Here is a 24403-nt window from a genome sequence, read left to right as displayed (position 1 = left end):
TTTTGGATACACAAGAGGGTCCTGAAACATTTCGACCGATGTGCACAACGGCGAAGGCCAACATGGAACGCCGCTCTCCCGCATTGAATTGTTCAGGGCAGCATCATAGTTTCTCCAAAAATGGAGCCAATTCCGCCGCGACAGGGAACGTGGGCACGCGCCGCCGAAGGGGGCACGCGCCGGCAACAGCGGCCAAGACAGTGTAAGGCAGGGAATGAGCGACGATCTGACGGAAATGCTGGCGCCCGAGGAGAAGCCCGAGGAGAAGAAGGACGTCACCGACCTCTTGCTGCACGACATCCTGACCGGGACCTTGCCGGCGGGCGCCTGGCTCAAGCAGATCGACCTGGAGCGCCGCTACGACTGCACGCGGCCGGAGGTGCGCCGGGCGCTCGACCGGCTGTCGCAGCGCCGGCTGGTGCAGCACAATCCCAACCGCGGCTATCAGGTCTACGAGCTCGATGACCAGCGCACACGGGAGATCAGCGATATCCGCGTCATTCTCGAAACCGGCGTCGCCGACCGAATGATCGCCAACGTCACGCCGGCGGCGATCGGCGAGTTGCGCGGGCTTGCGAGGGAGTTTGACGAGATGTCGTTCCGCGGCTCCATCATGGAGCATTACGACGCCAACCTCGCCTTTCACCGCGCGCTTCTGCAGCTCGCCGGCAATTCCGAACTCGTCGACGTCGTTGCCGAGATCCGCCAGCGCACCGTGTCGGCACCGGTCTCGCAATGGCGCACGCGGGCGCGCATCGAGCAGTCCGCGCGCGAACACCATCTGATGGTCGATGCGCTTGAGGCGAGAGACCTGGCCGAACTGAAACGCCTGATCGAAATCCACATCCGCCAGGCGCCGATCAAGGCGTGAGCCTTGCCGGCACCCTGGCGTTGACTATCCGCCAAAGAGGATGGTCACCGCCACCAGAACCGCCCCGATCGCGGCCATCGCAAAGGCCATTGGCCAGGGGCTACGGCCCATGTAGCGGCCGAGCCGTGCGCCGATGACAAAGAGCATGACGAGCGCGATGGCGTTCGAAACGCGCATTGCCAGCGCGACATCATCGACCAGCAGGAACGGAATGCTGGGCGGCAGCGTCGAGATGACGACGAGCAGGAAGATGGCGAAGGCCGCCTTCAGGTCATGCCCCGTGACCGCCCTGTGCCTGGGATCATAGGAAAGCGCCCTCACCCGCAAAAGCAGCGCCTCGGTCTCCTTTGGCGAAGACACGCGACGCACGTCATCCGGCAGGTTTTCCAGAAACATCTCGCGGGCACGCTCGATCGGCTCACGCCGGAGCGAATCGAGGAAGCCGCGGCGACGCACCCTCTCGACCGCCGTCGTCAGCACATACATGACGCCGTCGACGATGCCCCAGGCGATGTTGCAGCCCAAGGCAGCGACCAGCACGGCGTTTACCCCACCCTCTTCGCCGGTGACCGTGCTCATTGTTCCGGTGAAGGAGAGCGCCATCAGCAGCCCGAAGATGATCTCCGAGAGACGGTCGATCGGATCGAGAACGGGGCGTGGATGGTCGCTCAAGGCCGTTCGCCCCGCGATACGAACCGAGGGGTGGCAGGCAAGGGTCGGAAGGCAGTAAACCGCATGCGGCCTCCCTATTGCATCTGCAGGTCGGCGAAGGCGTCACGCACGTGATCGGCAACCGCCAGCACCGGCGCCGGCGCATCGTTGATCACCTGCAGGCCGATATTGTAGTGGCCGAGATCCGGCAAGCCGTCGCGCTCGCCGAGCTGCACCATTTCGCCCTGGACGAGATAACGCGGCAGAGGCGCGATCGCGAGGCCGGCGAGAACGGCTGCCCGCTGGCCGGTCGTATAGGCGCTGAGGAAGGCGATGCGGAACTTGCGCCCCGCCCGCGACAGCTTCTCCACCGCATCCGCCCGCCAGACGCAGCCATCCTCCCACATCGACACCGGCAGCGGATCCTTCAGATGCGCATTGCCGCACTTGGCGCCGGCCCAGACCAGCTTCTCCTGCATCAGGATTTCGCCATTCTTCGGCGTCCCCTCGGTGAGGCTGTTGAAGATGGCGATGTCGAGCCGGTGCTCGTCGACCTTCTTGCGCATGGCATTGCTCATGCCGATCGAGACATCGATCGTCACGTTGGGATAGGAATCGGCGAAGCGCTTCAGCACCTCCGGCAGGATGCGCTCGCCGACATCTTCCGGCGCACCGACCCGCACGACACCGTTCATGTCCGGCAGCAGGAAGCGCGACACCGTTTCATTGTTGAGCGACAGCAGCCGGCGGGCATAGCCGAGCAGCATCTCCCCCTTCGGCGTCAGCGTCACCGAGCGCGCGTCGCGCAGGAAGAGCGTGCATCCCAGCATCTCCTCCAGCTTCTTGATCTGCATCGAGACGGCAGACGGCGTGCGGTAGACGGTTTCGGCAGCGGTGGTGAAATTGCCGGTCTCGGCAATGGCGACAAAGGTCTTCAGCACATCCATTTCAAGAAGCGGAAGCGCGTGGCGCATCATCATGTTCATGGCGGCATCCTCAATCAGAAAAACTGAAAGATAAGTTCACTTCATTTCGTTTGATTGAACATCAGGGATGACCGATAGTCAAGCTCAAGGACGACGAAGGAAGGAGAAAGCCATGTCCGCCGCCGTACTTGTTATCGCCGCTTCGAAGAGTTCCCTTTGTAACAGCCCGCCGTCGCCGGCAGTGGTAAAAAATGAGCATAGCAGGAGCAACGACATGGTCCTCAACGCCCTCACCCAAGTGATTACCGTCCTCGACGGCGTTGTCCAGCATCGACGCGAACGGCAAATCGCCCGAAATCGGGTGGAAGCCCGGCGCGAACTGGCCAAACTGCCGAAGAGAGTTCGCGACGACGTGATGTTTGCGGACCCGCTAATCAATCACCATGTTTGATGGAAGATATCAAACATATTCGTTGGAATGATAGATCAGGTTGCGCCATACATAACCTCATGGTCGCGACCTGCTGAGAAACTCAGAAGGAGCCATGAAATGTCCAACACTCAGTTTTCATCGGCCTCGGAACGGGCATCCTCCCACTCGTCCCTTCCGGGTCTCTTCAATCTGCAGGTTCGTGCCTGGGCAGCGTGGAAGCGCCATCGTCAGGAACGCGCACTGGAAAACCTGTCCTATGACACGCTGAAGGACATCGGCTTCCCGTCGGTGGACGATGCAGTGCACAAGAACGGACAATGACGTCACGGCTTGATCTGCTTCACGCGGATCGAAACGGCCGGATACAGTAAAGGGCATCGCCGAAAAGGCGGTGCCCTTTCTCTTTGCGCGGCTCGTTGCTGGCAACCGCACATCAGCGCCCCGCCAAGCCCGCGAAAAATCGCGTCGCTCGAATGCCGCTCAGGCAAGCTGCAAGAGAAGCGATGGTGAACTGAGAAAACCGCCGGCCACGAGGCCAACGAATGCGAGCGCCAACGCGCCCGCTGCTCCGTGGTTCTCCCAACCGATCTAAGCGCCCAAGGCGGTGGCCGTCGCGATAACCAAAACCGCCCACAGGATCTTGACCCGCGAGACCAAACGGCGACCGGCTGTTGCCCCATCCTGCTTCACGCTAAATCGCCTTTTCGAAGTGCCTGCAGCTTTGCATGCAATGTGGAAATCGCGCGCCGCCAGAGGCGGGTGATCATCGGTCAATGCGCTTCGCACTTCTCCTTGAGCGGCCTTGAGGTCGAGATTGCTTGGCGCCTTCCCTGGCCTTGAGGGCAGACTTGTCTCATACCGACACCCCACCCCCACATCGAAAACGTCGCAATCGGCAAACACAACCCTGAAGCGTGCTTTGTAATTGTTGCGTATCTCCGGCGGTTCTTGTCAGATAACGTCAAGCCGACTGAAAAAACTGTCGCTTTCCTTACAAAAGCCTGAAAGACGGGCCGAGCCGCCTTTTGCCGCGCGATGTCGCAATGCGAAATCACTTTGCGGTCGCTGCTATCCATGCGAATGTCGCAAACAGACAAGCCGAAGAGTATCTTCCAAGCGACGAATATACCCGCATCGCCAAGCATGGGAAGCCTCATGAACAAGCCACTGACCAAAAAGCGTTCTCTCGTCTTCTTCCTGGTGCCGAACTTTTCCATGCTGCCCTTTTCGGCGGCGATCGAAACGCTCCGCATCGCCAACCGCATGCTCGGCTACGAGGCCTATTCCTGGCGCCTCGCTTCGTCGGACGGCGAAAAGGTCCTCTCTTCGAGCGGCATCGCGCTCGAGGTGAACTCGTCGCTGGCCGACGAGCGCAAGTTCCTCGGTGGCGAAAACCGCCCATCGATGGTGCTGGTCTGTTCCGGCATCTATGTCGAAGACTTCAACAACAAGTCGGTCAATGCCTGGCTGCGCGAAGTCTACAACCGCGGCGTTGCCGTCGGCAGCCTCTGTACGGGCGCCCATGTGCTGGCCTCGGCCGGCCTTTTGACCGGCAAGCGCTGTGCCATCCACTGGGAAAACCTGCCGGGTTTCTCCGAAAGTTTCCCGCAGGTCGACGTCTATGCCGACCTCTACGAGATCGACAGCAACATCTATACCTGCGCCGGCGGTACCGCCTCGCTCGACATGATGCTGAACCTGATCGACCAGGATTTCGGCGAAAACCTCGTCAACCGCGTCTGCGAACAGGCGTTGACCGACCGCGTTCGCGGCCCGCATGACCGCCAGCGCCTGCCGCTGCGCGCCCGCCTCGGCGTGCAGAACGCCAAGGTTCTGTCGATCATCGAACTGATGGAGGCAAACCTCGCCGAGCCGCTGTCGCTTCTGGAAATCGCCGAAGGCGCCGATCTCTCGCGCCGCCAGATCGAGCGGCTGTTCCGCCAAGAAATGGGCCGTTCACCCGCCCGCTACTACCTGGAAATCCGCCTCGACCGCGCAAGGCACCTGCTCATCCAGTCGTCGATGCCGGTCGTCGAGGTGGCGGTGGCCTGCGGCTTCGTCTCCGCCTCGCACTTCTCCAAATGCTACCGCGAACTCTACAACCGCTCGCCGCAGCAGGAGCGCGCCGACCGCAAGCTGACGCTGCAGATGGCGCGATAAGAGTTCGGCAAGAGATCGAGAACAGGAAGGGCGGAGCGATCCGCCCTTTTTCGTACCAAGTTCTCGCTGAAGCCGCACCACAAGCAAGCATGCAAGGGGAGCGCAATTATTGAAGGTTAATTTACATATATACAACCAGTATTGAATATATCTGCAACTCCTTTTGGTGCGGAGCTTCTTTTGTGAAAGACTTTTCTCAAGCTCGCCAGTTCTTGATCGCGGGCACGATCTTTTCCTATGCAGCGCTTTTGTTCACGGCATCCGTTGCCGGCTTTCCACTGAGCTTTGAAGGTTGGCTGTATGAAGCTGCAACCTTCGCAGCCACCGTCCTCGCGGCCAGCTTCCTTTCGCTGCGGTTCGAGCTTCACAAACTTCGGCCAATGATCGAATGTTGCGGATGCGGCCTGCTCCTTGTCGTCCCGATCACGCTTTCAACCTATTTGTCGGCCTGGATGGGCTTCCCATTGACGGACGGGCAACTCTCCAGATGGGACACATGGCTTGGGGTCGACTGGACAGCGATGATCGGCTGGATCGATCTGCACCCTCTGATATCCGGGGTGTTGAACGCAGCCTATCGTTCATTCCCCTACCAGCTACTGCTCTGCCCGGCCTTGCTGGTGCTGGCCGGCCACGACCGGCGAGCCTATCAGATGGTTTGCGCCTATGCGCTTCTGTGCTTCCTGTCGAGCGCCATCGCGGTCTTCTTCCCCGCCCTTGGCACATACGCCTACTACCAGTTCGATACCGACAGTTTGCAACACATCAACGCGACTTATGGATACCTCTTCCTCGAAGAGTTTCATGCGGTCAGGAACGATCCCAACTTCGTTTGGCGACTTCCGGAGAGCCAGGGCATTGTGACATTTCCGTCGGTGCATGCGGCCGTAGCGGTACTGTGCGCGTGGGCACTGTGGCCTGTGCGTTTGCTCCGGCATCTTGCGCTCGCCCTGAACCTCGCAATGGGCTTCTCCGCGATACCCGCAGGAAGTCACTACGTCGTCGATATCATCGCCGGCGCCGCGGTCGCTCTGGCTTCCATTGGAATCGTCACATTTGCCACGAGCCCTTCGCGCCTGAAGACCCGCTTGCCCGGACCGGTCGCGCCCTCGCCCGCCGAATGGTGACACCGGTGGTCGGAGATGCGGATCAATGATCGCCGCTTGCGCCGATGCTCATTTTCAGTTGAATGGCTCAACTTCAACGGCCGAGGAGCAAGTCGCCGATGGCACCGGTTGAGATCAATCCCGCCAAGGTCCACGAATTCAAGGACCTCGACAGCTTCTACACTTGGCTCGCCGCCCACCACCAGAGTGAAACCGAAGTCTGGATCAAGACCCACAAGATGAATTCCGGGCTCGCCTCGATCACCCCCAAGGAGGCGATCGACGTCGTGCTCTGCTGGGGCTGGATCGACGGCGTGCGCAAGGGGCTCGACGACAAGAGCTTTCTGCAGCGCTATACCCCGCGCGGCAAGAAGAGCATCTGGAGCAAGATCAATGTCGACAATGTCGCGCGGCTGATTGCCGAGGGCCGCATGACCGAGCATGGCCTAAAACAGGTGGATGCCGCCAAGGCGGACGGCCGCTGGGACCGGGCCTATGCGAGCGGCAAGGACCTGAAGATCCCCGACGACCTGCAGGCGGCGATCGATGCCGAACCCGAAGCCCGCGAAATGCTTGGCAAGCTCAGCGCCCAGAACCGCTTCGCGCTCGCCTTCCGCACCCACAACATGAAGACCGAAGCCGGGCGCAAGAAGAAGATCGAGACCTTCGTCGCGATGCTGAAGCGCGGCGAAACGATCTATCCGCAGAAAAGCAAATGAAGGGCTATTGCTAAACGCGACCGAAGCGCTGCCCCGCACCTCCGACAATGCGTTCGCCCGATGGGCCGAAGCGGTTGTCACCCTCGTCACCCGGAAGGAAGCCCAGCATGACGAGGCCCAGCAGCGGCCCGACGACTGGCACGAAGAGCGCCAGATTCCACCAACCGGACCTGCCATGATCATGCCAACGCTTGATGTTGACGACCAGGGAGAAATAGGTGCTGGCAACGAGGACGATGAAAACCATCAATGCATCAGGCTGAAGCCCGCGGCATAGTTATCAACGCCTGAAAGCGCCAAAAGCGCCCCTCCGGCAAACACCGCGGCCGTCGTCGCAATCCAGACGACGACCTGCGCCAACCACCAGGTCTGGCGTCCGATACGGCCATCAATACTCGTAAAAGTCTGCGAATTCACGTCGTCTCTCCCCTTGACCTCCCAAGCGCCCCCGCGCTGGCCAGCCTTTTCGTCATATAGAAAGTTCGCAAATAAAACCTGTAGATGTTTTTATGAAGCAACGTGCCCCATGATTGCGCAGGCAAGTTGCCTCGGGCGTGACACCCCGACCGCCATTGGAGGCGGCACAAGATCCGCTTGCCGCCCCGCCCCTTACGGGTCCCGCACCCACGAGACAGCCATCCCCTAGCCGTGAAAGGCGCGCTCCAGTTCGGCGATGTCGAGCTTGATCATGCCGAGCATCGCCTCCGTTACGCGCTTGGCGCGCGCACGGTCGGAATGGGCGACCATGTCGCCGAGCGCCCTCGGCACGATCTGCCAGCACAGCCCCCAGCGGTCGCGGATCCAGCCGCATTGCTCGATCTGTCCGCCGTTTTCGCTGATGGCATTCCAGATCCTGTCGATCTCCTCCTGGGTATCGCACTGGATCATGATCGAGAAGGAATGATTGAACGGATCGAGCGGCCCGGCTTCGAGCGCCAGGAATTCCTGGTTGCCGAGCGTGAACTCGATGGTCGTCACGCTGCCGGGCGGTCCGCTCGGGCTTTCTGCCGGCAAGCTGGTGATGCGGATGATCGCGGAATTGGGAACAAGCGAAATATAGAAGTCGACGGCCTCGCGGGCCTCCTTGGCGAACCAGAGATTTGAAACAACATTGGTCATGCGTCGTGTCCTCCTCGAAGCGCTGGATCACATGCGGCTAACCGAAGGACGTTCGACTTCGTTCCAAGCCGACAGGTCGTGAATGTATATTTCTGGAGGCCGGGCTGTGGCCCGGCCGGAGGCGCCTATGACGCCAGCGCGTCGAGAAGCGCCAGCTCCGAGATCACCCGGTTCCGGCCGGCATGTTTGGCCATATAGAGAAACTGGTCGGCGGCATGCAGGTAGTTTTCGAAGGCTTCCGACGTTTCGATGGTGGCAAGGCCGATCGAGACGGTGATCGTCAGTTCCTCGTCGTCGGCCACGATCCGCGATTTCGCGAGTTCCAGGCGCAGCGCATCACAGAAGGCAAAGGCGCGGCGTACGTCGCAGCCGTTGAAGAGAACGCCGAATTCCTCGCCGCCGAGGCGGGCAAGCAGGTGATCCTCGCCCACCAGCACCGAGAGCCGCTTGGCCACGTGCTTCAGCACGATATCGCCGATCTCGTGACCGTAGGTGTCGTTGAGCCGCTTGAAATGATCGATGTCGAGAACGGCGATCGCCGTCGGCTCGCCGCGTCTGAGGCACTGCTCCACCAGGCGCGGACCGGCAAGGAAGAAGTGCCGGCGGTTATAGAGATCGGTGAGATAGTCGCTTGCCGCCTGGCGCTGCAGCGTCTGCAGTCGCTTCTGGACGCCGGCTGTCTGGGCGATGCGGCCGTTGAACTCGGCTTCGAGGAAAGGCTTCTGGATGAAATCGGTGCCGCCCGCCTCCAGGAAACGGGCGCCGGCCCTTCGGTCGCCGCTGTCGGAAAGCCCGATCACCGGCAGCGCACCATCACCCTGCCGCCGCTCCACTTCGGCCAGGAGTGCTGCACCGGACATATCGGCGAGGTCGAGGTCGGTGACGACGAGATCGACCGCCTCGCCGCTGTCGAGCACCTGCAGCGCGTCGGCAGCAGACGCGACCTCGCAGACGGAGATCCGCTGCCGCCTTAGGATGTCGGCAAGCTCGCTGCGCGAGGCGGCATCGGAATCGGCGAGCAGCACCGTCGTCTTGCCATTGGTGAGCGCCCGGTCGACGGCGCCGATCAGGAGGTTGATCGATTCCGGCTGATGCTTGATGACGCAATCAAGCACGCCGCGCCCAAGGATCTCTTCGCGCGTATGGTCATTGAAGGCTGCAGTGAAGACGACGGCCGGCACCTGATTGTCGAGCACGAATTCGAGCGCCTCACAATTGGGCGCGTCCGGCAGGTTGAGATCGAGCACCGCCAGCGAGAAACTTTCCGGCGCCTGCTCCAGCGCTTCCTTGAGTGCCGCGAGCGAGCTGCAATGGGTGACGCGGATGCCATGCACGGACTCGAGCCCGTATTTCAGCGCCGTCGCGAACATCCGGGAGTCTTCGACAAGGAGCATGCGCTTGTCGCTGTGCTTTTGCACAGAGTTCACCCGGCCTGGCGTGCGGCGCAATCTCACGTCCCTGCAACCCCTCTCGAGCCGCAGGCGTGCTTCCCTCAAGGGGTGACGCTGGCTCCAAATGTATCAACAAACCCCGCCACGAACCGCACCGGCCATTTGGCCGGCGTGGTCTGGTGTGACCGGGCTCCCCGCTCCTGCTGGGGCGGATTGAAGACCGATCGGATTGCAATTTCGTTAATACGGCAACCTGTGAGCGGCATTTTTGATGCACGTGCCCAATAAATTTTAGGGGTTTTTATCGAGCCTTGGCGAATTGCCTACGCGGGAACCCTAACTTTTTCACTGAGTGTGCGGATCTTCGTCAGCGTGTCCAGGTTCTGGTTCACGCGGCAGTAAAATTCCTCGTTGACGAAGGGACGAACGACGAAGTCGTTGCCGCCGGCCTTGAGGAAGCGCGCCGACAAAAGCCGGTTGGTGGAGGACGAAACGCCGATGATGCGCAGCTGATGCGGTCCGTAGGAACCACGGATACGCCGTGTCAGTTCGAAGCCGTCGATATCGGGCATGTTGTAGTCGGTGATGACCAGGCCGATATCGGGATTGGTCTTGAGGAGTTCGAGCGCCATCGCACCGTTTTCCGCCGAGCTGGTGCGGAAATTGTAGCGCTTGAGCTGCGTCGTCAGAAGAGCGCGCGCAGTCGGGCTATCATCGACGATCAGCACGTGGTGCTTGTGGTTGGTGAGGAAGCGGCAGACGGATTCCGCCAGCATGTCGACCGCAAAGACGCTGTCCTTGATGACGTAGTCGACGATCTCCTTGGCGAGGATCTTCTCGCGCGTCGACTCCTGGAAGGAGCCGGTGAAGACGACGGTCGGCACGCTCATCTCGATCAGATAGTTGAGCGCCTCGCCGTTCTCCGCCCCCGGGAGGTTGATGTTGGAGATGGCGAGCGACGCCGGAAAAGTCGCGTTCTCGACGGCGAACTGCAGGTCGTCATAGTCGCGGCAGACGATGACATCGATGTCGAACAGCTCTTTCAGCCGCTTCGAAACCATCGCTGAGAAGAGGTTGGAGTCCTCGGCAAGCACGATACGGTGCTCGGCAAGGGATTCGCCGGAATAATACATTCCGGAAACGCCAAAAAACGACATTGAACGCCTATGTAAAAGAGTGTCCCCCTACAGCGCCCAAGCGTTCGTCATGCCCGCAAAGTCACTGTAACTTGCAGCCGCCATGCTAGAGGAGAAAGGCTTTCTCTGGTGTTAATGAGCGCCCGGCGAAATGACGAGGTCGCGTGCCGGCATGGCACGTTCCGGCCGCTTTCGACCACCGCAAGCCGTCAATGCCTCGGCGCCACGCCACGCCGCTCGTCGGCCGTCTTGCGAATGACGTCGGCGATCTCCGGATTGCTGCTCGACAGCATCTGGAAATCCTCCGAATAGAGCGAAAGCAGCGAGACCTCGGTGGCGGCGCTGACGGTTGCCGAGCGCGGCTCGCCCGTTATCAGCGCCATCTCGCCGAAGAAGCTCCCGGGGCCGAGTTCGATCGGCGTCGGTGAAGGCGTGGCGATGCTGACGCGCCCCTCGACGATGAAGAACATCTGGTCGCCCGCCTCGCCCTTGCGGCAGATGATGGCGCCGGCCGGCACCACCCGCGGGCGCAACGCCCGCACGATCTCGACGAAGGCGGCCGAACCGAGCTTCTCGAACAGCGGCACCGCCGCAACCAGCTGCCAGTTGCGCACAAAGTCCTGGCGGCGCACCTCTTCGAAAAAGCCGGTGGCGAGAATGCCGGCCCAGAGAGCGAAGATGCCGATGCCGCTCATCATCACCAGGCCGGCGAGCACCCGCCCGGCAAGCGTCTGCGGGATCTCGTCGCCATAGCCGGTGGTGGAAAGCGTCACCACCGCCCACCACATGGCCTGGGGAATGCTGCCGAACTTCTCCGGCTGGATATCGCGCTCGATGAGATAGGCGACGAGCGATGCACCGAAGAGGACGATGCCGAAGAGCGAGGTGACGCCAATGAGATTGGGTGCGGCCCGTGACACCACCCGACCGAGCAGCCGGAAGAAAGTGGAGTGGCGGAGCGGCTTCAGCAGCCAGACACCGCAATAGAGGCTCTGATCCCGGGTGCTGGCAAAAAGGAAGCCGACAAGCGGAACGATGACAGCGATCAGATCGATCGTCGCTTCGGGCACCGAGGCGCGGCCGTCCCTTGCCCCGAGCGCCATCAGCGTATCGGTGAGTTGCAGGACATAGAAGCCCCAGATCCCGACGAGGAAGCCCTCGAGGGCGAGACGCGCGGCAGCGCCAAAGCTTGTTGCGGTCAGCGCCGCAACAACCACGAGCCCAGCCGCCGCCAAAAGACCATTGGCAGCGTCCGACATCCTCAACAAAGGCCGTGCCGACATACACTCCCCCAGCGGCCCGCCACCCGCGCGGCCGTCTCGACCGCCGGTGAGATCAAAGCAGTAACGCTTTGATCTAAAGCACGATTCCATTCATGAATCGATGCTCATGTAAAGAAGCGCGGAAATCAGGAGGCGAACCGCTCTAGAAGCGCCTGCCGGCGGCTCTCGGTTGCCGATCCTCTTCAAATTGCTCGGCCCCATCCACCGGCCTCAGCCAGGCCTCGCGGCGCTTGATCCAGAGTTCGTAACTCGGCTTCAGCGGCGTCGGCGCTTCGGTGAGGATGCCGAGCTTGACCTCGGCCTCCTGCTCGTCGACCGAAAAGACCCGCGAACCGCAATGCGGACAGAAGCAGCGCCCCTGAAACGCGGCAGTTTCACCGCTGGATTCGAACTGGGCCGTCGGCCAGATGCCATAGTAGGTGAAGGCGGAGCCGCTTTCCTGCCGGCAGTCGGTGCAGTGGCAAATGCCAACCCGCGTTGGCTCGCCGCGCACGGAAACCTTGACCTGGCCGCAAAGGCATCTTCCCGAAAGCATCGCCGTGACTTTGTCCCGCCTCGTAACTGCCGATATCTGAACCGGAAAACGCCGCGTGCGGCTCTTGAGTTCCGTCGGAGCCACCGGCCGGCGCACCGCAATCGCGGAACCTTTCGCCTTTTGACGTCTTCTGCGGATATCGAAAACGGAGGGTAACCCGCGATGGCGCATGCCGACGAACAGGAGTTCATCAACCTCGAGCAGGAGTTCTGGCAAACCATTCTGGAGAAGGACACCGAAGCGTCCGTGGCCATGCTGCCCGAACGCTCGATCGTCGTGGGCGCGCAGGGCGCGGCGGTACTCACCCGGGACGACTATCGCAGGATGGCCGCGCAGGCCGAGAATTCCTGGAAGCTCAAATCCTTCCGCCTTGACGACGTCAGCGTGATCTTTCCGCGCGAAGACGTGGCCGTCATCGCCTACACGATGACTGAAGAGATGAACGTCGATGGCGAGCCTTTGACGTTGAAGGCCGCCGACGCCACCACCTGGATCCGTGAGAACGGTGGGTGGCGGGCCTCGTTGCACACGGAATCCGTCCTCGGCGATCCCTTCGGCCGCGACCGCAAGGCCGCATAGGGTCTTCATGCCGAAGCGGCCAAGATCACTGCCGAGCGAAATGGGGCGCGCGACAGGCAGCGCGCCGAATCCCTGGCCGCCTCATCCAATCCGATAAACCGTCTGCACCGCCGCTCGTTTTCGGTGTAGGATGCCGGCATGAGTGAAGCTCAGCCTCTCTTCGACATGCTGCGCCAAACCGTGCAGCCCGAGATCGCCGCAACTCTGGAGCGCTTTGTCCGGGAGGCGCCGGATCGCAAGCTCTGCCGCGTCAATGCGCTGGCCTTTGCCGCCGAACAGGGGCTCAACGAGGAAAAGACGATCGCGGCTTTCCTGCATGCCTCGCGCCTCGGTATCTTCGAACTCTCCTGGAATGTGCTGTGCCCCGGCTGCGGCGGCGTGCTCGACGCCAACACCTCGCTGAAGACCGTGCAAAGCGACACCTATACCTGCTCGCTCTGTGCTGCCGGCTACGAGCCGACGCTGGATGAGATGGTGGAGGTCACCTTCACCGTGAACCCGCGCATACGCCACATCGAGGCCCACAACCCGCACGAACTGCCGCCGCTCGAATATTTCCGCCAGGTCTATTGGGGCTCCGGCATCGAGCTGCCGGACGAGGGCTACGAGGCCCAGGTCGACGATTTCATGCTGGAGGCGCTGGAGCTGCCGCCCGGCGAAAAGGCGGTGATCTCGCTGCAGCTGCCGGCGGAGTTCATCATCGTCTTCGAGCCGGTGACCCACGCCGCGCAGTTCATCGACGTCAAGGGCGAGCCGACCAGGGAGCGGCGCACGCTGTCGCTCGTCTTCGATCGCGGCCATCGCCACGACGAGGCGCTGGTCATGCAGCCGGGCCCGCTGCGCATCCAGGTGGAGAACCACACGGATGTCCGCACCCTGCCCTCGGTCTGCATCGCCAACGATGCGCTGCACGATATTCTCGGCCGCCGCCGGCCATTCCTGACCGCCAAGCGGCTCCTCTCCAACCAGACGTTCCGCGACATCTACCGCACGGACACGATCGACGTGGACCAGCGGCTGAAGATCACCAGCCTCACCTTCCTGTTTTCGGATCTGCGCGGCTCGACCGAGCTTTACGAGCGGGTCGGCGATCTCGCCGCCTTCGATCTGGTGAAGACCCACTTCAGCGTGGTCAACGAAATCGTCGCGGCCGAAGCGGGTGCGGTGGTGAAGACGATCGGCGACGCGGTCATGGCAACCTTCCCGACACCGGACCGGGCGGTCGCCGCCGCCATGCGCATGCGCGAAGCGATGCGCAAGCTCAACGATGACCGGGGCTCGGAGGATCTGCTGCTGAAGATCGGCATCCACGAAGGCCCCTGCATCGCCGTCAGCCTCAACGAGCGGCAGGACTATTTCGGCCAGACGGTCAACATCGCCTCACGCGTCCAGCACCTTGCAGGCTCGCGCGAGATCTTCGCCACCGGTTCCGTGCTCGACGACCCGCGCGCCGCGGGCCTGCTCAGCGACCGCGGCCTCAATCCGCAATCGCACAACGTTGCTCTGCGCGGCATTACCCACGAGATCAGCATTTTCTCAATCCCGTGAGCCTGGTCGGGAACGGAACGCGCATTTCCCGCGAGCGGCGATCAGCGTTCGGGCAATCCGGATTGCCGTAGCCCCTCGGCCATCTGATGCTGCCACTGCGGTATCCTCTGAAACCAGGGCAGCGCCCGATACCGCTCGATCGTGAACCCTGGCTCTGCTGCCAGCAGCTTCTGCGCCGCCCATCGGGCGGTCTCCATGTCCCCGGTCATAGCCGACCAAGCCGCGAGGTGGCGGTAGGACCAGGTCACATCAGGATAGTTGTTGACGACGTCCTGGGCTATCGCGATGGCTTGAGGGAGAGCCCCTTGCATGGCCATGGAAAAGGCCATCCCCAGTCTCATGTTGAATGCGAGCGGGTCTCTCGGGCTCAGCGTCATCCCACGCCGGAACCGCTCGGTTGCACGCGCGGGATCGTCCGTGAAGATCGCGATCCAGCCGAGGCGAGCCCATGCCCAGGCATTGTTCGGATCAAGCGCCAGCGCCTTTTCGATAAAGGTGGCGGCGCGCTCCTGATCGCCGCAGATGCTCGTTGCCGCGCCAGCCGCAGTCAAAGCAGTCGGATCGTCGCTGATCGAGCCTGCAGCTTCGATCGCTGCACGTGCCTGATCCAATTCACGCTCCGGCTGGTCGGTCCACAGATAGGAAGCGTTCGAGGCGTGGCACCAGGCCAAAAGCGCATGCGCGCGGCCGTAGCTGGGATCGACGGAGATCGCCTGCCGAAGCAGCTCGATCGCCTGGTTGTTGCTATCCTTGCGACGCCCCCAGAGATTGGGGAAGGCGCGCATGACGAAGTCATAGGCGCGCAGACTGGCCGGCGGCTTGCGCTTGGCAAGCTCGATCTCGGCATCGCGGATGGCCGGGTGAATGGCCCCTACCACCTGCGCGGCGATCCGATCCTGGAACTCGAAAATATCCTCGATTGCGCCCTCGTAGCGCTCCGACCAGGATTGGGTCCGCGTCTCGGCGTCGACCAGTTGCACGGAAATGCGCAGCCGGTCGCCGCCGCGGCGGACGGTGCCTTCGACCACGTAGGTGACGCCGAGCTCCCTGCCGACGTCACGCACGTCGACGAAACGCCCCTTGTAGGTGAAAGCGGACTGTCGCGCGATGACGAAGAAATCCCGCACGCGCGAGAGCGCCGCAGTGATCTCCTCCACGACACCGTCGACGAAGTATTCGTCGCCTTGACCGCTGAGATTGTCGAAGGGCATGACGACGATCGACGGCTGGTCCTTGCTGCGACCGGCCAGCGGCGCCCCGTCGAGGATGCCGCCTCCGACAGCGATCTCATCTTGCCAGTCGACCCGGAAAACCAGAATGGGCCGGGGGATGTTCTTCAAGTTCCGCTCGCCGAGGCTGGTCAGCCCGAAGGACACCTTGCCGTCTAGATGTTCGCGCACCGCCCCGGAATGCAGATGCCCGACGGAGCGGCGATCTCCTGCAGGCGCGCGGCGATATTGACCCCGTCGCCGAGCAGGTCGTCTCCCGACACGACGATGTCGCCGAGATTGACACCGATGCGAAACTGCAGGCGGCATTCGGCAGGCATATCTTGCGCATCGAGAAGACCGCGCTGGATTTCCACCGCGCAGCGGACGGCCTGAACAGCGCTTGGAAATTCGGCGACGAGACCATCGCCGGCACTGCCGAAGATGCGGCCGCCATGGGCACCCACCAATTCGGCAATCCGACCCCGGCACAGCTCAAGCGCGCGAAGCGTGTTCTCTTCGTCGAGCGCTGCGAGGCGACTGAAGCCGGCGACATCGGCCGCAAGGATGGCTGCGAGCTTTCGATCCACAACGGTGACCGCTCCTGTGTCGGAGGATTTCGTTGCGTTTAATATGCGTGAATTTTCGAATATTCACAGATACATATGGCAAGCCGGAGCCGATGAAGACCACTGCCGGGCAAGGAGCACCCCCGGCAGCCGTGCCGCGTGACAGCTTGCCCTTCTGCGGTCTGTCGGCGCCCTAGACCACAGGCGGCATCAAGGTCAACACGTCGCCATCATCCGGAATGAGCAGCCTGGTCAAGGCGATGCCGTGGGCGCTGGCAGCGGCGCGCAGGTCGCCTCGGCTGACCGTCGCATGGTCGAGCGCCTCCATGTGAGTGGCAACCACGACGCTCTTTTTGGAGGCCTCGCAGACCGCGATCGTCTGCGCCGCATCCATCACGATCAGGGCGCCGTCCCAGCGCGCGCCGCAGGAGTGGGTGACGATCACATCCGGCTTCGTGTCGTGGATGGTCTTTTCGACGGCCGGATAGAGTACCGTGTCGCCGGCCCAGTAGACCGTCGGCTCGCCCTTGGCCTCAAGGCTGAAGCCCATGACCGGCCCCATGTCCTGAACGACAGGACCAAGGCCGTGGCTGCCGTCGCGTCGGGTGAGCTTCAGGCCCTGCCACTGCGCCTTGCCGAGGAGTGGCGTCACGTCGCGAAAGCCGGCGCCGCGGATCGCCTCCTCGTCGCCCGGCTGACAGAAGATCGGCAGCCCCTTCGGCACGCGATGCTTGGCGGTGTCATCGAAGTGGTCTTCGTGCAGATGCGAGATGATGACGAGCTCGACGCCGGCGAGAATCGTATCGGTATCGAACGGCAGCTCGACCAGCGGATTGGGCGCACGCCCGGCAAAGGACGGCAGGCTGTCCTTCGGCCCGAGAAAAGGATCGATCAGCACCGTGTGACCGGCATAGTCGAGCTTGAGCGTGGCGTTGCGGATAAGCTGGAGTTTCATGGGGAGTCCTCCTCTGCCGGAAACCGGACATTGACTGTCGCGGCGATCCTTGCGCATGCGGCAGCGAAATCAAGCCCCGAAATGACGCGCGGGGGTTGAGAAACGCCATCGCCCCGTCACGCCCGCCCCTGTTTGAACGCGGCAGCATGCGCCGCCCCTCACCGCCAGCCACAATCCCACGGCTGGCCCCTTGCCACCCGATGGCAGGCAAAGGCGCGGCCGCAGGAATGGGTGGCGGTGATCGTCGTCCGGCCGCGGCCGGAGCCGCGGGCAAACATCTGCCGGAAGGCGACGTCAGCATTTTCAGGGCAACTGGCAAAGCTCTTCTTCTGTAGTTCGGGCGGCGGGCTGATCGCGCGGGTGCCGGCGTTTTTCTGCGGTGCCTTGATCGTGCCTTGCGTCTCGCCCGGTTGCGGCAGCTTCGCCTCGCGCCGGATCGTGACGCAGCGACCGTCTTTTGCCTCTTCGTTCCGGCCGCAGGCAAGCGGGCAAATCCGCGCCTTCTCCGACTTCAGGCGATCGAGCACGTCGAAGGAAGGCTCGAGCGTCGCAAGGTCGACCTTGCCGAATTTGCCGAAAGCTTCGAGCGCCCTGCGACTGCCGGCACCCCAGACGCCATCCTCGCTGCCGGCGCGACAGCCGAGCCGGTTGAGCTCAATCTGTACTGAACGGGCCAATGTCCTGTCATCGGCATTGGGCGCAGCCAGCACCGGATCGATGGCCGCCACGGCCTGGCCACCCGATCCGTCGTTCACGCCTTCGGATGAAGGCACTGAAGCCCGCTCGATGATCTTGATCTTGGCCTTGGCGAGCGAAGCGAAGGCACCATCGGGATACTGCTGCAGATAGGCGTCGAAGAGGTCGCGATCCGTCGCATCCTTGATCGTTTCCCAATAGGCAAGCTCGGCGGCCTGCCTCGTCACGGGCGCCTCCGCCGGTGCCGGCTTGCCGTCATTGGCGGGTTTCAGCACCACCTCGCCGGTCAGCGAGGAGTTGTCCCAGGGAACCTGCTTGCCGCCGGTTGCCGCCAGCACGTCGCGGCGCACATCGATCAGCTCGCGCGTGATGTCGCGCCCCGGCTGGCCAAGATGTTTCAGGAGTGCCGATGTGAACGGCGAGTTTCGCCCTGAGCCGTCGAGCGCGACATTGCCGGGCTGGGTGGAAAAGGCAATCAGCGTGCCGATGCCGGTGCCGACCTTGGCAAGACCGCGCCCGACCGAGGCCGAGCGCGTGCCCATCGAGCGGGCGAGATTGACCGCCAGAGGATTGTCGCGGCAGGCGTCAAGCAGCACGACATTGACCCGCGTGCTTCTCTCCATCGCCGACAGGATCAGGTTCATCGGCACCGCCTCGAATTCGAGGTCGACAGAGGAAGCGAGCGTGGCATCGACGGGCGCGAGATAATTCTCGCCGTTCACCTGCAGACCGTGCCCGGCATAGAAGAACAGCGCCAGATCGGCGCCGTCGAGCCGGTCGACAAAATCGCGCAGCACCCGCCGCACGCCGGCAAGGTCGAGATCCGCGCCGGTCACCACCTCGAAGCCGAGCCCTTCCAGCTTGGCTGCCATGTCGTGGGCATCGTTGCCGGGATTGGGCAAGGCGGCCACATGCTGATAGGCGGAATTGCCGATGACCAGCGCAACGCGCTTCTCGGCCAGCGCCTGCGAGGCGCAAAGGACCAGCAGAATGGACACGGCGATGCGAAGGAATGGCATGGCTCCCCCGGCAATTCGCTGATGTTCGCGACGATGCGCGTCAGCCCCAACGACCAAGCGTGCTACCTGCAATGGGTCCTGTCAATGCAAGGACGGCGCCCACCAGACCCCACGCCTGGTTCATTGTCATAACGAGCGAGACCAGAGTTTCATTCGCTGATCATTTGGGATTAGGCATCAATCTCGCAGCCCGGCCATGTGGAAGATCCGCGCGCCGACACGCTTATCAGCAAGGGGCGTGACCTGCCGTCAGCAGCGCTTACCTGCGCATTGAACGCATGGATCTGGGAAAGAATGTCGGGATTGTCGCCCGGCAACGGCGCGAGACGGTCGCACCGTTGCGGCGAAATGGGAAGGTTACTTCACGACGACATTGCCGTTGACGATGTCGACATTCTCGTCGCCCTGCAGGCCGATGCGGTCACCGCTTGGCGCCGTCACGAAACACCCGCTCGGGCAAATCATTTCCGTTGCTCCGGATGCGATGGCCACTTCCATGCGGCTTTCGCCCTCGACGACGACCAGGACGGCGGTCTCGCTGTCCTTGTTCGTGACGGTCGCGGCACTGGCAGCACCCGCCGTCGGCACGTAGGCCATCAGCACGCCGGAAAGCAAAGCAATCACAGATTTCTTCATCGCCCATCGGCGCCCGACGCGCCGCCCTCTTGCCGAGCCGGCCGCCCCGTCGGTTTCGCGACGCTGCGCCGGCCACCTCTTCAGCCGGTGACAAGCGTAGTCGGTCACCGAAAGAATTGCATGCTTTTTATCTTGGGCTGGCTGAATAGGCCGTGAATGCTCCGTTTATCAGCGGTTTGGGTTGGAACGCCGGCTGGCGGCGCGCCGGGCGCTGCCTTCCTCCACGCGCTCCTCGTCCAGCGGCGCTGCCGAAGCCGTCGCTTTGCCTGGCGCGGTCGTCTTGGCCGAAACCCTGTCCTCGGCAGGGGTCGCGCCCTTGGGCTCGCCAACCTTCTCCGGCTCGTGGCTCTCGATGCCCGTCTGGTCCTCTACCGGCACGTCCTCGATCTTCACCGGGAACGGCTCGCCGATGCCTTCATCGCGGAAGCGCTCGTAGATCGACACGCGCAGGTCGTTGCGCACGCCACCACCGGTCAGCACGTCGGCCACGTAGATGCGGAGTTCGAAGGTCATGCGATCGTCGCCAAACGCAGTGAAGCCGACGCTCGGCGACGGGTTCTTCAGCACCATCGGATGGGCGGCGGCGATCTCGGACAAAAGCTCCATGATCCGACGCGGCTCGCTGGCATAGGTCACGGTGACAGCGATTTCGGAGCGGCCGAGCTTGTTGCGGTGCGTCCAGTTGCCGACCGAGGCGTTGATCAGCAGCGAGTTCGGCATCATGATCGACTGGTGCTGGAAGGTCTCGATCTCGGTCGCGCGCACCGAGATGCGCTTGACGAAGCCTTCGGTCGTGCCGCTGACGATCCAGTCGCCCACCTTGAACGGCCGCTCGACGAGCAGGATCAGCCCCGAGACGAAGTTCGAGACGATGTTCTGAAGGCCGAAACCGACGCCGAGCGAGAGGGCACCGGCGACGAGCGCGAGGTTCGAGAGATCGATGCCCGCCGCCGAGAGGCCGATGAGGCCCGCAAGGCCGACGCCGGTATAGCCGATGCCGGTGCGGATGGAGTTGCGCACGCCGGCATCGACCCGGCTGCGCGCCATGATGTTGCCGTCGATCCAGCGCTGCACGAAGCGGGTGACGACATAGCCGAGCGCAAAGAACAGGACGCCTGCGAGAATGCCGACCAGTGAAATGGTGATCGAGCCGATCTTGATCTCGGTCACCATCCGGTAGGCCCAGGACTCGATGTCGGCGACCTGGAAGCCCCACTGCAAGAGGATCAGCGGAATGAAGACCATCACGACCAGCGCGTAGATGCTGAGACCCGCGGCAAGACCGATCTGGTCGAGCCCCACCTGTTCCAGATTGAAGCGCCGCTCGAGATAGCGCCCGGCCGCCGTTTCGGCAAAGGCGCCCTGCTTTGCCACCGCCCGGCCGGTCAGAATGCCGATATACATCGTCACCACGATCGCGCCGGTGATGATGATCTGCGTGGCGATGAAGCGCGCGAGACCGACATAGCCGGACACGGCGGCAATGATCAGCAAGGCGCCGGTCGCAAGCAGCGCGAAGGACACGACCCGCGGCCAGGCGTGGCCATGCCCATCGAAGGACTCGTCTTTCCGAAGTGTCGGCTTGATCCAGGCCGACGCCATGATGATGAGGCCGATGACGATGGAGGCGATGTAGCTCTTGACGACGGTGAGGACCACCGGCGAGCCGAGCGCCTCGCTCACGCCGCCGAACAGGTAATCGAGACCGTTGACCAGCGCCATGGCGAAGATCGCGATCATCAGCATCCTGGCGCCGCGATCGGAAACCCTGACGAGCCGCCAGCGCGCATCGCGCGGCGATAACACCGCCTGGGCGAGCCTGGTGACGAAGAACACCACCACCGCCACACCGAGCGTAATGGCAATGATCGGTGCGATGTCGGAGCGCAGCACGTTGAAGCCACGCAGGAACAGGAAGCTCGAGATTGCGAAGGCGGCCGAGGCGATCGTCGGGATCAGCGTGGACCAGAAGGCGACCGACAGGCGGCGGAAGTAGCTCGGCTCCTCATCGGTAATGTCATGCTCGATCCAGGGTCGGAACAGCCTGCGGCTGCCCGAAAGGAACACGAGCGCCGCCAGGAGCGACAGGAACAGCGCCGTCAGGAGCGGCACGCGCTTGTAGTTCCAGGCAAAGCTCAGCCAGCTCCCGACACTACGCGAGAGCACGCGGGTTTCGTCCGCCGTCGCCGTCAGCGCGTCGTCGAACATGCCGGTCGAGACTTCAGTGTTCTTCAGGAGCGTGTTGGAAAACAGCGCGCGCCTTGTCGCGGTAATGGCGTTGGAGAGCTTGGTCGCCTGTACCGACAGGCCCTCGGCCTCACCGGTCAGCGCGTTGATGGCACCGCGCTCCGCCACGAGGCGCTTGCGCTCGGCGGACACGATATCGGCCTCCGCGGGCTGCCCTTCGGCCGGCGGGTCGCCAAGTTCGGTAAGCCGCGCCTTGATCTCGTCGAGGCGCGGACGGGTCGAGACCGACACGCCGATGATCTGCTTGAAGAGTGCATCGACCTGCACCTTCAGTTCGGCAAGCGCGGTGTCATCGTCCTTCGCCTTTGATACGAGGTCCGTCAGCCGCTTCAGCTCGTCGCCAGCCTTGGCAAGCTGTTCGGTCGCCTGGCTCTGGCCGGGAGCTGCGCCATCGTCCTGCGCTGCGCTCTGCGCGGGAGCAGGCGCGGTCTGGGCCGGTTCCGCGGTCGTCGCGGCCGGCGCGGCCACATCCGGCGTCGCGTCGTTTGCACCTGGCTGGGCGTTATCCTCGGTCGGTGTCGTCGCCTTGCCAGCAGCCGGCTCCGATGCGGTCTGCGCCGACTGGGCCGGTTGCGTCGACTTCTGGCCGGACTGCGTTGTGCCCTGGGCGGTACCTTGTGCCGGCTGCGCCGCCTTCTGCGCTGCAACCGGACCGGCAGCGACCAGCCCCAGCAGGCAGATGAGAATGGCAGGCAGTTTTCCGACAGAACGCAATTTCATAGTCCTTGCAGGTTGAGACCGTGGAGCGGAATCGCGTCAGTGGCCATCCCAATGCGATGTGAATACGAAAGACGGCGGAAAGATGCAAAACCCGCCGTCAATTGCGCTCCAGCGTCGGATTTTTCGTCAGAATCCGGCACCCGGCCTTGCCAGATAGGCAAGCTCGGCGTCTGTCGAGACGCGAGCCAGCAAGGCATTTCGATGCGGGAAGCGGCCGAATTCCTCGATCACCTCGCGGTGGCGGATGGCGTAGTCGAGATATTCGGCATCGCCAAGCTCGGTGAAAAGCTTCACCGACATGGTCTGGTCGGTCAGATTTTCCGAATGCTCGAAGGGCAGATAGACAAAGGCGCGCGCTTCCGGCTTGATCGCCATGTCGGCGCCGTTGCCGACGGCGAGCTTGGCCTCGTGCAGCGCCAGACAATCGGTCGCGAAGGCCAGCGGCGTACCGCGATACATGTTGCGCGGCAGCTGGTCGAGCAGGATGATCGCCGCCAGCCGGTTCTCCGGCGTCGCGCGCCAGATCTCGCCGACCCCGCGGGCCAGCCCCAGGTGCGACGCCTGGAAGCGGCGAATGCAGGCGTCGTCCAGTTCGTGGCTGACGGTGAACCAGTCGTCATAGGTGAGCTCGCCGAACCAGAAGTTCAAAACGTCTTCCGGCGTGCAGATTTCAACTTCTCTCGTCATTTTTTCCCTCATGCCGCTCTGCTGCCGGCCCTGCCCTTGTCGAACCGGAACGGCAGCCATGCATGCGCTAAGACATAGGCGCGCAACGGCCCATGTCCATGCATGACCAGTGTCCATGCATGACCAACGCCGATGCACGCCTTACGCGCGCCGCGTGAGGATGGCAACAAAGGCGATGCCGCCGACAATGCCGGTGACGACGCCGATCGGCATATCCTCGGGCGCCATGATCACCCGAGCGACGAGGTCGGCGAGGATCAACGTCAAGGCGCCGAAGAAGGCCGAGAGCGGAATGACCCGGACATTGTCGCTGCCGGCAAAGAGCCGCACGAAATGCGGCACCATCAGCCCGACGAAGCCGATTGCGCCTGAAAAGGCCACCATCACCCCGGTCAGGAGCGCGGTGACGACGAAGAGCGTCAGCCGGAAACGGCGTACGGGAATACCGAGCGTCGTTGCCGTCTCGTCGCCCATGGCAAGCGCGTTGATCTCACGCGAGCGCACGACCAGCCAGCCGAGCGAAACGAAGAGCACCAGCGCCGGGTAGACGAGATGCGGCCATTGCGCGAGGCCCAGGCCGCCGAGCATCCAGAAGATCACCGTGTGCGTCGCCCGTGGATCGCCGAGGAAGATCATGAGATTGCCGACCGAGGTCAGCACGAAGGCAACGGCGACGCCGGCAAGGACCAGGCGATCGGCACTGGTGCCGAGCGCGCGGGAAACGAAGGCGACCAGCACGGTGGCAAGCAACGCGCCGCCAAAGGCAAAGAGCGGCACCGTGAGAAGGCCGAGGATCATTCCGGTATGCAACAGCGCGACAATCGCCCCGAGCGCCCCGCCGGAGGAGACGCCGAGCAGATGCGGATCGGCAAGCGGATTGCGCGTCACCGATTGCAACACGGCGCCGGTCAGCGCCAGGCCGGCGCCGACAAGCCCCGCCAGCATCACCCGCGGCAGGCGCACGTCCCAGACGATGCTTTCGCGCCCGGCCGACCAGAAGGCCTCGACACTGCCGGGCACAAGCTTTCCGGCAACGATCGACCAGACGGTGGTCACGGGGATCGGCGCCGAGCCGAGCGACACGCCGGCGGTCACGGTGAGAAGCAGCAGCAGCACAGCCGCGAACAACCCGACCCCGCCGCGGAGCGCCCGCGCCGGGGAAACCCGCGAAACGGCAACGGGAGCAGCCGACGTATCCTCAGCCAGCAT

General features: G+C 63.0%; 23 protein-coding genes and 1 pseudogene. 8 read left to right on the top strand and 16 right to left on the bottom strand.

Translation table 11 applies throughout. From position 1 onward, the window contains the following. The first annotated feature begins 214 nt into the window (after positions 1–214). On the top strand, positions 215–871 hold the full coding sequence (locus AB4Z53_RS17610) for a GntR family transcriptional regulator (protein ID WP_441596795.1): 657 nt from the start codon (positions 215–217) through the stop codon (positions 869–871). 24 nt (positions 872–895) lie between these two features. On the opposite strand, the gene AB4Z53_RS17605 is transcribed toward AB4Z53_RS17610, so the two are convergent. Beyond that, a complete protein-coding gene (locus tag AB4Z53_RS17605; protein ID WP_113539287.1) occupies positions 896–1543 on the bottom strand; it encodes a VIT1/CCC1 transporter family protein in 648 nt (215 codons plus the stop codon). 74 nt (positions 1544–1617) lie between these two features. Beyond that, on the bottom strand, positions 1618–2508 hold the full coding sequence (locus tag AB4Z53_RS17600) for a LysR substrate-binding domain-containing protein (RefSeq protein WP_113539286.1): 891 nt from the start codon (positions 2506–2508) through the stop codon (positions 1618–1620). A 112-nt stretch (positions 2509–2620) separates the two neighbouring features. Between AB4Z53_RS17600 and AB4Z53_RS17595 the strand changes: the two genes are divergently transcribed. The 5 genes from AB4Z53_RS17595 to AB4Z53_RS17575 all read left to right on the top strand — a co-directional run bounded on the left by AB4Z53_RS17595 (position 2621) and on the right by AB4Z53_RS17575 (position 6866). Further along, a complete protein-coding gene (locus tag AB4Z53_RS17595; protein ID WP_441596792.1) occupies positions 2621–2899 on the top strand; it encodes a hypothetical protein in 279 nt (92 codons plus the stop codon). 99 nt (positions 2900–2998) lie between these two features. Next, complete coding sequence (locus AB4Z53_RS17590; RefSeq protein ID WP_441596791.1) at positions 2999–3202, top strand: hypothetical protein; 204 nt, start codon at positions 2999–3001, stop codon at positions 3200–3202. An 834-nt stretch (positions 3203–4036) separates the two neighbouring features. Then, complete coding sequence (locus tag AB4Z53_RS17585; protein WP_113539282.1) at positions 4037–5041, top strand: GlxA family transcriptional regulator; 1005 nt, start codon at positions 4037–4039, stop codon at positions 5039–5041. 182 nt (positions 5042–5223) lie between these two features. Further along, entirely contained in the window at positions 5224–6168 is a 945-nt protein-coding gene (locus tag AB4Z53_RS17580) for a phosphatase PAP2 family protein (protein ID WP_441596788.1), read from the top strand. Between the two features lie 98 nt (positions 6169–6266). Further along, a complete protein-coding gene (locus AB4Z53_RS17575) occupies positions 6267–6866 on the top strand; it encodes a YdeI/OmpD-associated family protein (RefSeq protein WP_441596786.1) in 600 nt (199 codons plus the stop codon). A 10-nt stretch (positions 6867–6876) separates the two neighbouring features. On the opposite strand, the gene AB4Z53_RS17570 is transcribed toward AB4Z53_RS17575, so the two are convergent. The 7 genes from AB4Z53_RS17570 to AB4Z53_RS17540 all read right to left on the bottom strand — a co-directional run bounded on the left by AB4Z53_RS17570 (position 6877) and on the right by AB4Z53_RS17540 (position 12330). Then, positions 6877–7113, bottom strand: coding sequence for a DUF805 domain-containing protein (locus tag AB4Z53_RS17570; RefSeq protein WP_441596785.1), 237 nt, complete (start codon positions 7111–7113; stop codon positions 6877–6879). Next, a complete protein-coding gene (locus AB4Z53_RS17565) occupies positions 7113–7283 on the bottom strand; it encodes a hypothetical protein (RefSeq protein ID WP_441596783.1) in 171 nt (56 codons plus the stop codon). The genes AB4Z53_RS17570 and AB4Z53_RS17565 overlap by 1 nt, the downstream gene beginning before the upstream one ends. 225 nt (positions 7284–7508) lie before the next feature. Then, the gene (locus tag AB4Z53_RS17560) at positions 7509–7985 is read right to left on the bottom strand and encodes a VOC family protein (RefSeq protein WP_441596781.1); all 477 of its coding nucleotides are present in this window, start codon (positions 7983–7985) and stop codon (positions 7509–7511) included. A 125-nt stretch (positions 7986–8110) separates the two neighbouring features. After that, on the bottom strand, positions 8111–9403 hold the full coding sequence (locus AB4Z53_RS17555; RefSeq protein WP_291163052.1) for a GGDEF domain-containing response regulator: 1293 nt from the start codon (positions 9401–9403) through the stop codon (positions 8111–8113). 296 nt (positions 9404–9699) lie between these two features. Beyond that, entirely contained in the window at positions 9700–10533 is an 834-nt protein-coding gene (locus AB4Z53_RS17550; protein ID WP_113539276.1) for a response regulator, read from the bottom strand. 188 nt (positions 10534–10721) lie between these two features. Further along, positions 10722–11795 carry a cyclic nucleotide-gated ion channel gene (locus tag AB4Z53_RS17545; RefSeq protein WP_441596778.1) on the bottom strand — a complete coding sequence of 358 codons (1074 nt, stop codon included), beginning with the start codon at positions 11793–11795 and terminating at the stop codon, positions 10722–10724. A gap of 142 nt (positions 11796–11937) precedes the next feature. Further along, positions 11938–12330, bottom strand: coding sequence for a GFA family protein (locus AB4Z53_RS17540; RefSeq protein WP_441596776.1), 393 nt, complete (start codon positions 12328–12330; stop codon positions 11938–11940). Between the two features lie 162 nt (positions 12331–12492). On the opposite strand from AB4Z53_RS17540, the gene AB4Z53_RS17535 reads away from it, so the two are divergent. Beyond that, a complete protein-coding gene (locus AB4Z53_RS17535) occupies positions 12493–12909 on the top strand; it encodes a nuclear transport factor 2 family protein (RefSeq protein WP_441596774.1) in 417 nt (138 codons plus the stop codon). Between the two features lie 138 nt (positions 12910–13047). Next, complete coding sequence (locus AB4Z53_RS17530) at positions 13048–14457, top strand: adenylate/guanylate cyclase domain-containing protein (protein WP_441596772.1); 1410 nt, start codon at positions 13048–13050, stop codon at positions 14455–14457. 41 nt (positions 14458–14498) lie between these two features. Here the strand turns inward: AB4Z53_RS17530 and AB4Z53_RS17525 are convergent. From AB4Z53_RS17525 to AB4Z53_RS17495, 7 genes and pseudogenes are all read right to left on the bottom strand, one after another. Next, positions 14499–16255: pseudogene (locus tag AB4Z53_RS17525) on the bottom strand (tetratricopeptide repeat protein). A 172-nt stretch (positions 16256–16427) separates the two neighbouring features. After that, positions 16428–17189, bottom strand: coding sequence for an MBL fold metallo-hydrolase (locus tag AB4Z53_RS17520; protein WP_441596771.1), 762 nt, complete (start codon positions 17187–17189; stop codon positions 16428–16430). 158 nt (positions 17190–17347) lie between these two features. Further along, on the bottom strand, positions 17348–18904 hold the full coding sequence (locus AB4Z53_RS17515) for a caspase family protein (protein WP_441596769.1): 1557 nt from the start codon (positions 18902–18904) through the stop codon (positions 17348–17350). A gap of 357 nt (positions 18905–19261) precedes the next feature. Continuing rightward, positions 19262–19540 carry a hypothetical protein gene (locus tag AB4Z53_RS17510; protein WP_162768842.1) on the bottom strand — a complete coding sequence of 93 codons (279 nt, stop codon included), beginning with the start codon at positions 19538–19540 and terminating at the stop codon, positions 19262–19264. A gap of 168 nt (positions 19541–19708) precedes the next feature. Further along, positions 19709–22507 (bottom strand): mechanosensitive ion channel domain-containing protein, encoded by a 2799-nt coding sequence (locus tag AB4Z53_RS17505; RefSeq protein WP_441596767.1) that lies wholly within the window; start codon positions 22505–22507, stop codon positions 19709–19711. Positions 22508–22633: 126 nt separating this feature from the next. Then, positions 22634–23194 carry a DUF924 family protein gene (locus AB4Z53_RS17500; protein ID WP_113539268.1) on the bottom strand — a complete coding sequence of 187 codons (561 nt, stop codon included), beginning with the start codon at positions 23192–23194 and terminating at the stop codon, positions 22634–22636. A gap of 141 nt (positions 23195–23335) precedes the next feature. Next, positions 23336–24403, bottom strand: a complete 1068-nt coding sequence (locus AB4Z53_RS17495) for an iron ABC transporter permease (RefSeq protein WP_113539267.1) — start codon at positions 24401–24403, stop codon at positions 23336–23338.

Origin of the sequence: Ensifer sp. 2TAB8, from assembly GCF_052115125.1 — a bacterium.
GTDB lineage: Bacteria > Pseudomonadota > Alphaproteobacteria > Rhizobiales > Rhizobiaceae > Ensifer.
The sequence above is the reverse complement of the archived record's forward strand: the minus strand, read 5'-3'. Positions and strand labels throughout refer to the sequence as shown.

Coding starts and splice junctions, on each gene's coding strand:
- AB4Z53_RS17610 (WP_441596795.1), top strand. CDS start 215: ATGAGCGACGATCTGACGGAAATGCTGGCGCCCGAGGAGAAGCCCGAG.
- AB4Z53_RS17600 (WP_113539286.1), bottom strand. CDS start 2,508: ATGAACATGATGATGCGCCACGCGCTTCCGCTTCTTGAAATGGATGTG.
- AB4Z53_RS17595 (WP_441596792.1), top strand. CDS start 2,621: ATGTCCGCCGCCGTACTTGTTATCGCCGCTTCGAAGAGTTCCCTTTGT.
- AB4Z53_RS17590 (WP_441596791.1), top strand. CDS start 2,999: ATGTCCAACACTCAGTTTTCATCGGCCTCGGAACGGGCATCCTCCCAC.
- AB4Z53_RS17585 (WP_113539282.1), top strand. CDS start 4,037: ATGAACAAGCCACTGACCAAAAAGCGTTCTCTCGTCTTCTTCCTGGTG.
- AB4Z53_RS17575 (WP_441596786.1), top strand. CDS start 6,267: ATGGCACCGGTTGAGATCAATCCCGCCAAGGTCCACGAATTCAAGGAC.
- AB4Z53_RS17570 (WP_441596785.1), bottom strand. CDS start 7,113: ATGGTTTTCATCGTCCTCGTTGCCAGCACCTATTTCTCCCTGGTCGTC.
- AB4Z53_RS17560 (WP_441596781.1), bottom strand. CDS start 7,985: ATGACCAATGTTGTTTCAAATCTCTGGTTCGCCAAGGAGGCCCGCGAG.
- AB4Z53_RS17550 (WP_113539276.1), bottom strand. CDS start 10,533: ATGTCGTTTTTTGGCGTTTCCGGAATGTATTATTCCGGCGAATCCCTT.
- AB4Z53_RS17545 (WP_441596778.1), bottom strand. CDS start 11,795: ATGTCGGCACGGCCTTTGTTGAGGATGTCGGACGCTGCCAATGGTCTT.
- AB4Z53_RS17540 (WP_441596776.1), bottom strand. CDS start 12,330: ATGCTTTCGGGAAGATGCCTTTGCGGCCAGGTCAAGGTTTCCGTGCGC.
- AB4Z53_RS17535 (WP_441596774.1), top strand. CDS start 12,493: ATGGCGCATGCCGACGAACAGGAGTTCATCAACCTCGAGCAGGAGTTC.
- AB4Z53_RS17530 (WP_441596772.1), top strand. CDS start 13,048: ATGAGTGAAGCTCAGCCTCTCTTCGACATGCTGCGCCAAACCGTGCAG.
- AB4Z53_RS17520 (WP_441596771.1), bottom strand. CDS start 17,189: ATGAAACTCCAGCTTATCCGCAACGCCACGCTCAAGCTCGACTATGCC.
- AB4Z53_RS17515 (WP_441596769.1), bottom strand. CDS start 18,904: ATGCCATTCCTTCGCATCGCCGTGTCCATTCTGCTGGTCCTTTGCGCC.
- AB4Z53_RS17510 (WP_162768842.1), bottom strand. CDS start 19,540: ATGAAGAAATCTGTGATTGCTTTGCTTTCCGGCGTGCTGATGGCCTAC.
- AB4Z53_RS17505 (WP_441596767.1), bottom strand. CDS start 22,507: ATGAAATTGCGTTCTGTCGGAAAACTGCCTGCCATTCTCATCTGCCTG.
- AB4Z53_RS17500 (WP_113539268.1), bottom strand. CDS start 23,194: ATGACGAGAGAAGTTGAAATCTGCACGCCGGAAGACGTTTTGAACTTC.
- AB4Z53_RS17495 (WP_113539267.1), bottom strand. CDS start 24,403: ATGCTGGCTGAGGATACGTCGGCTGCTCCCGTTGCCGTTTCGCGGGTT.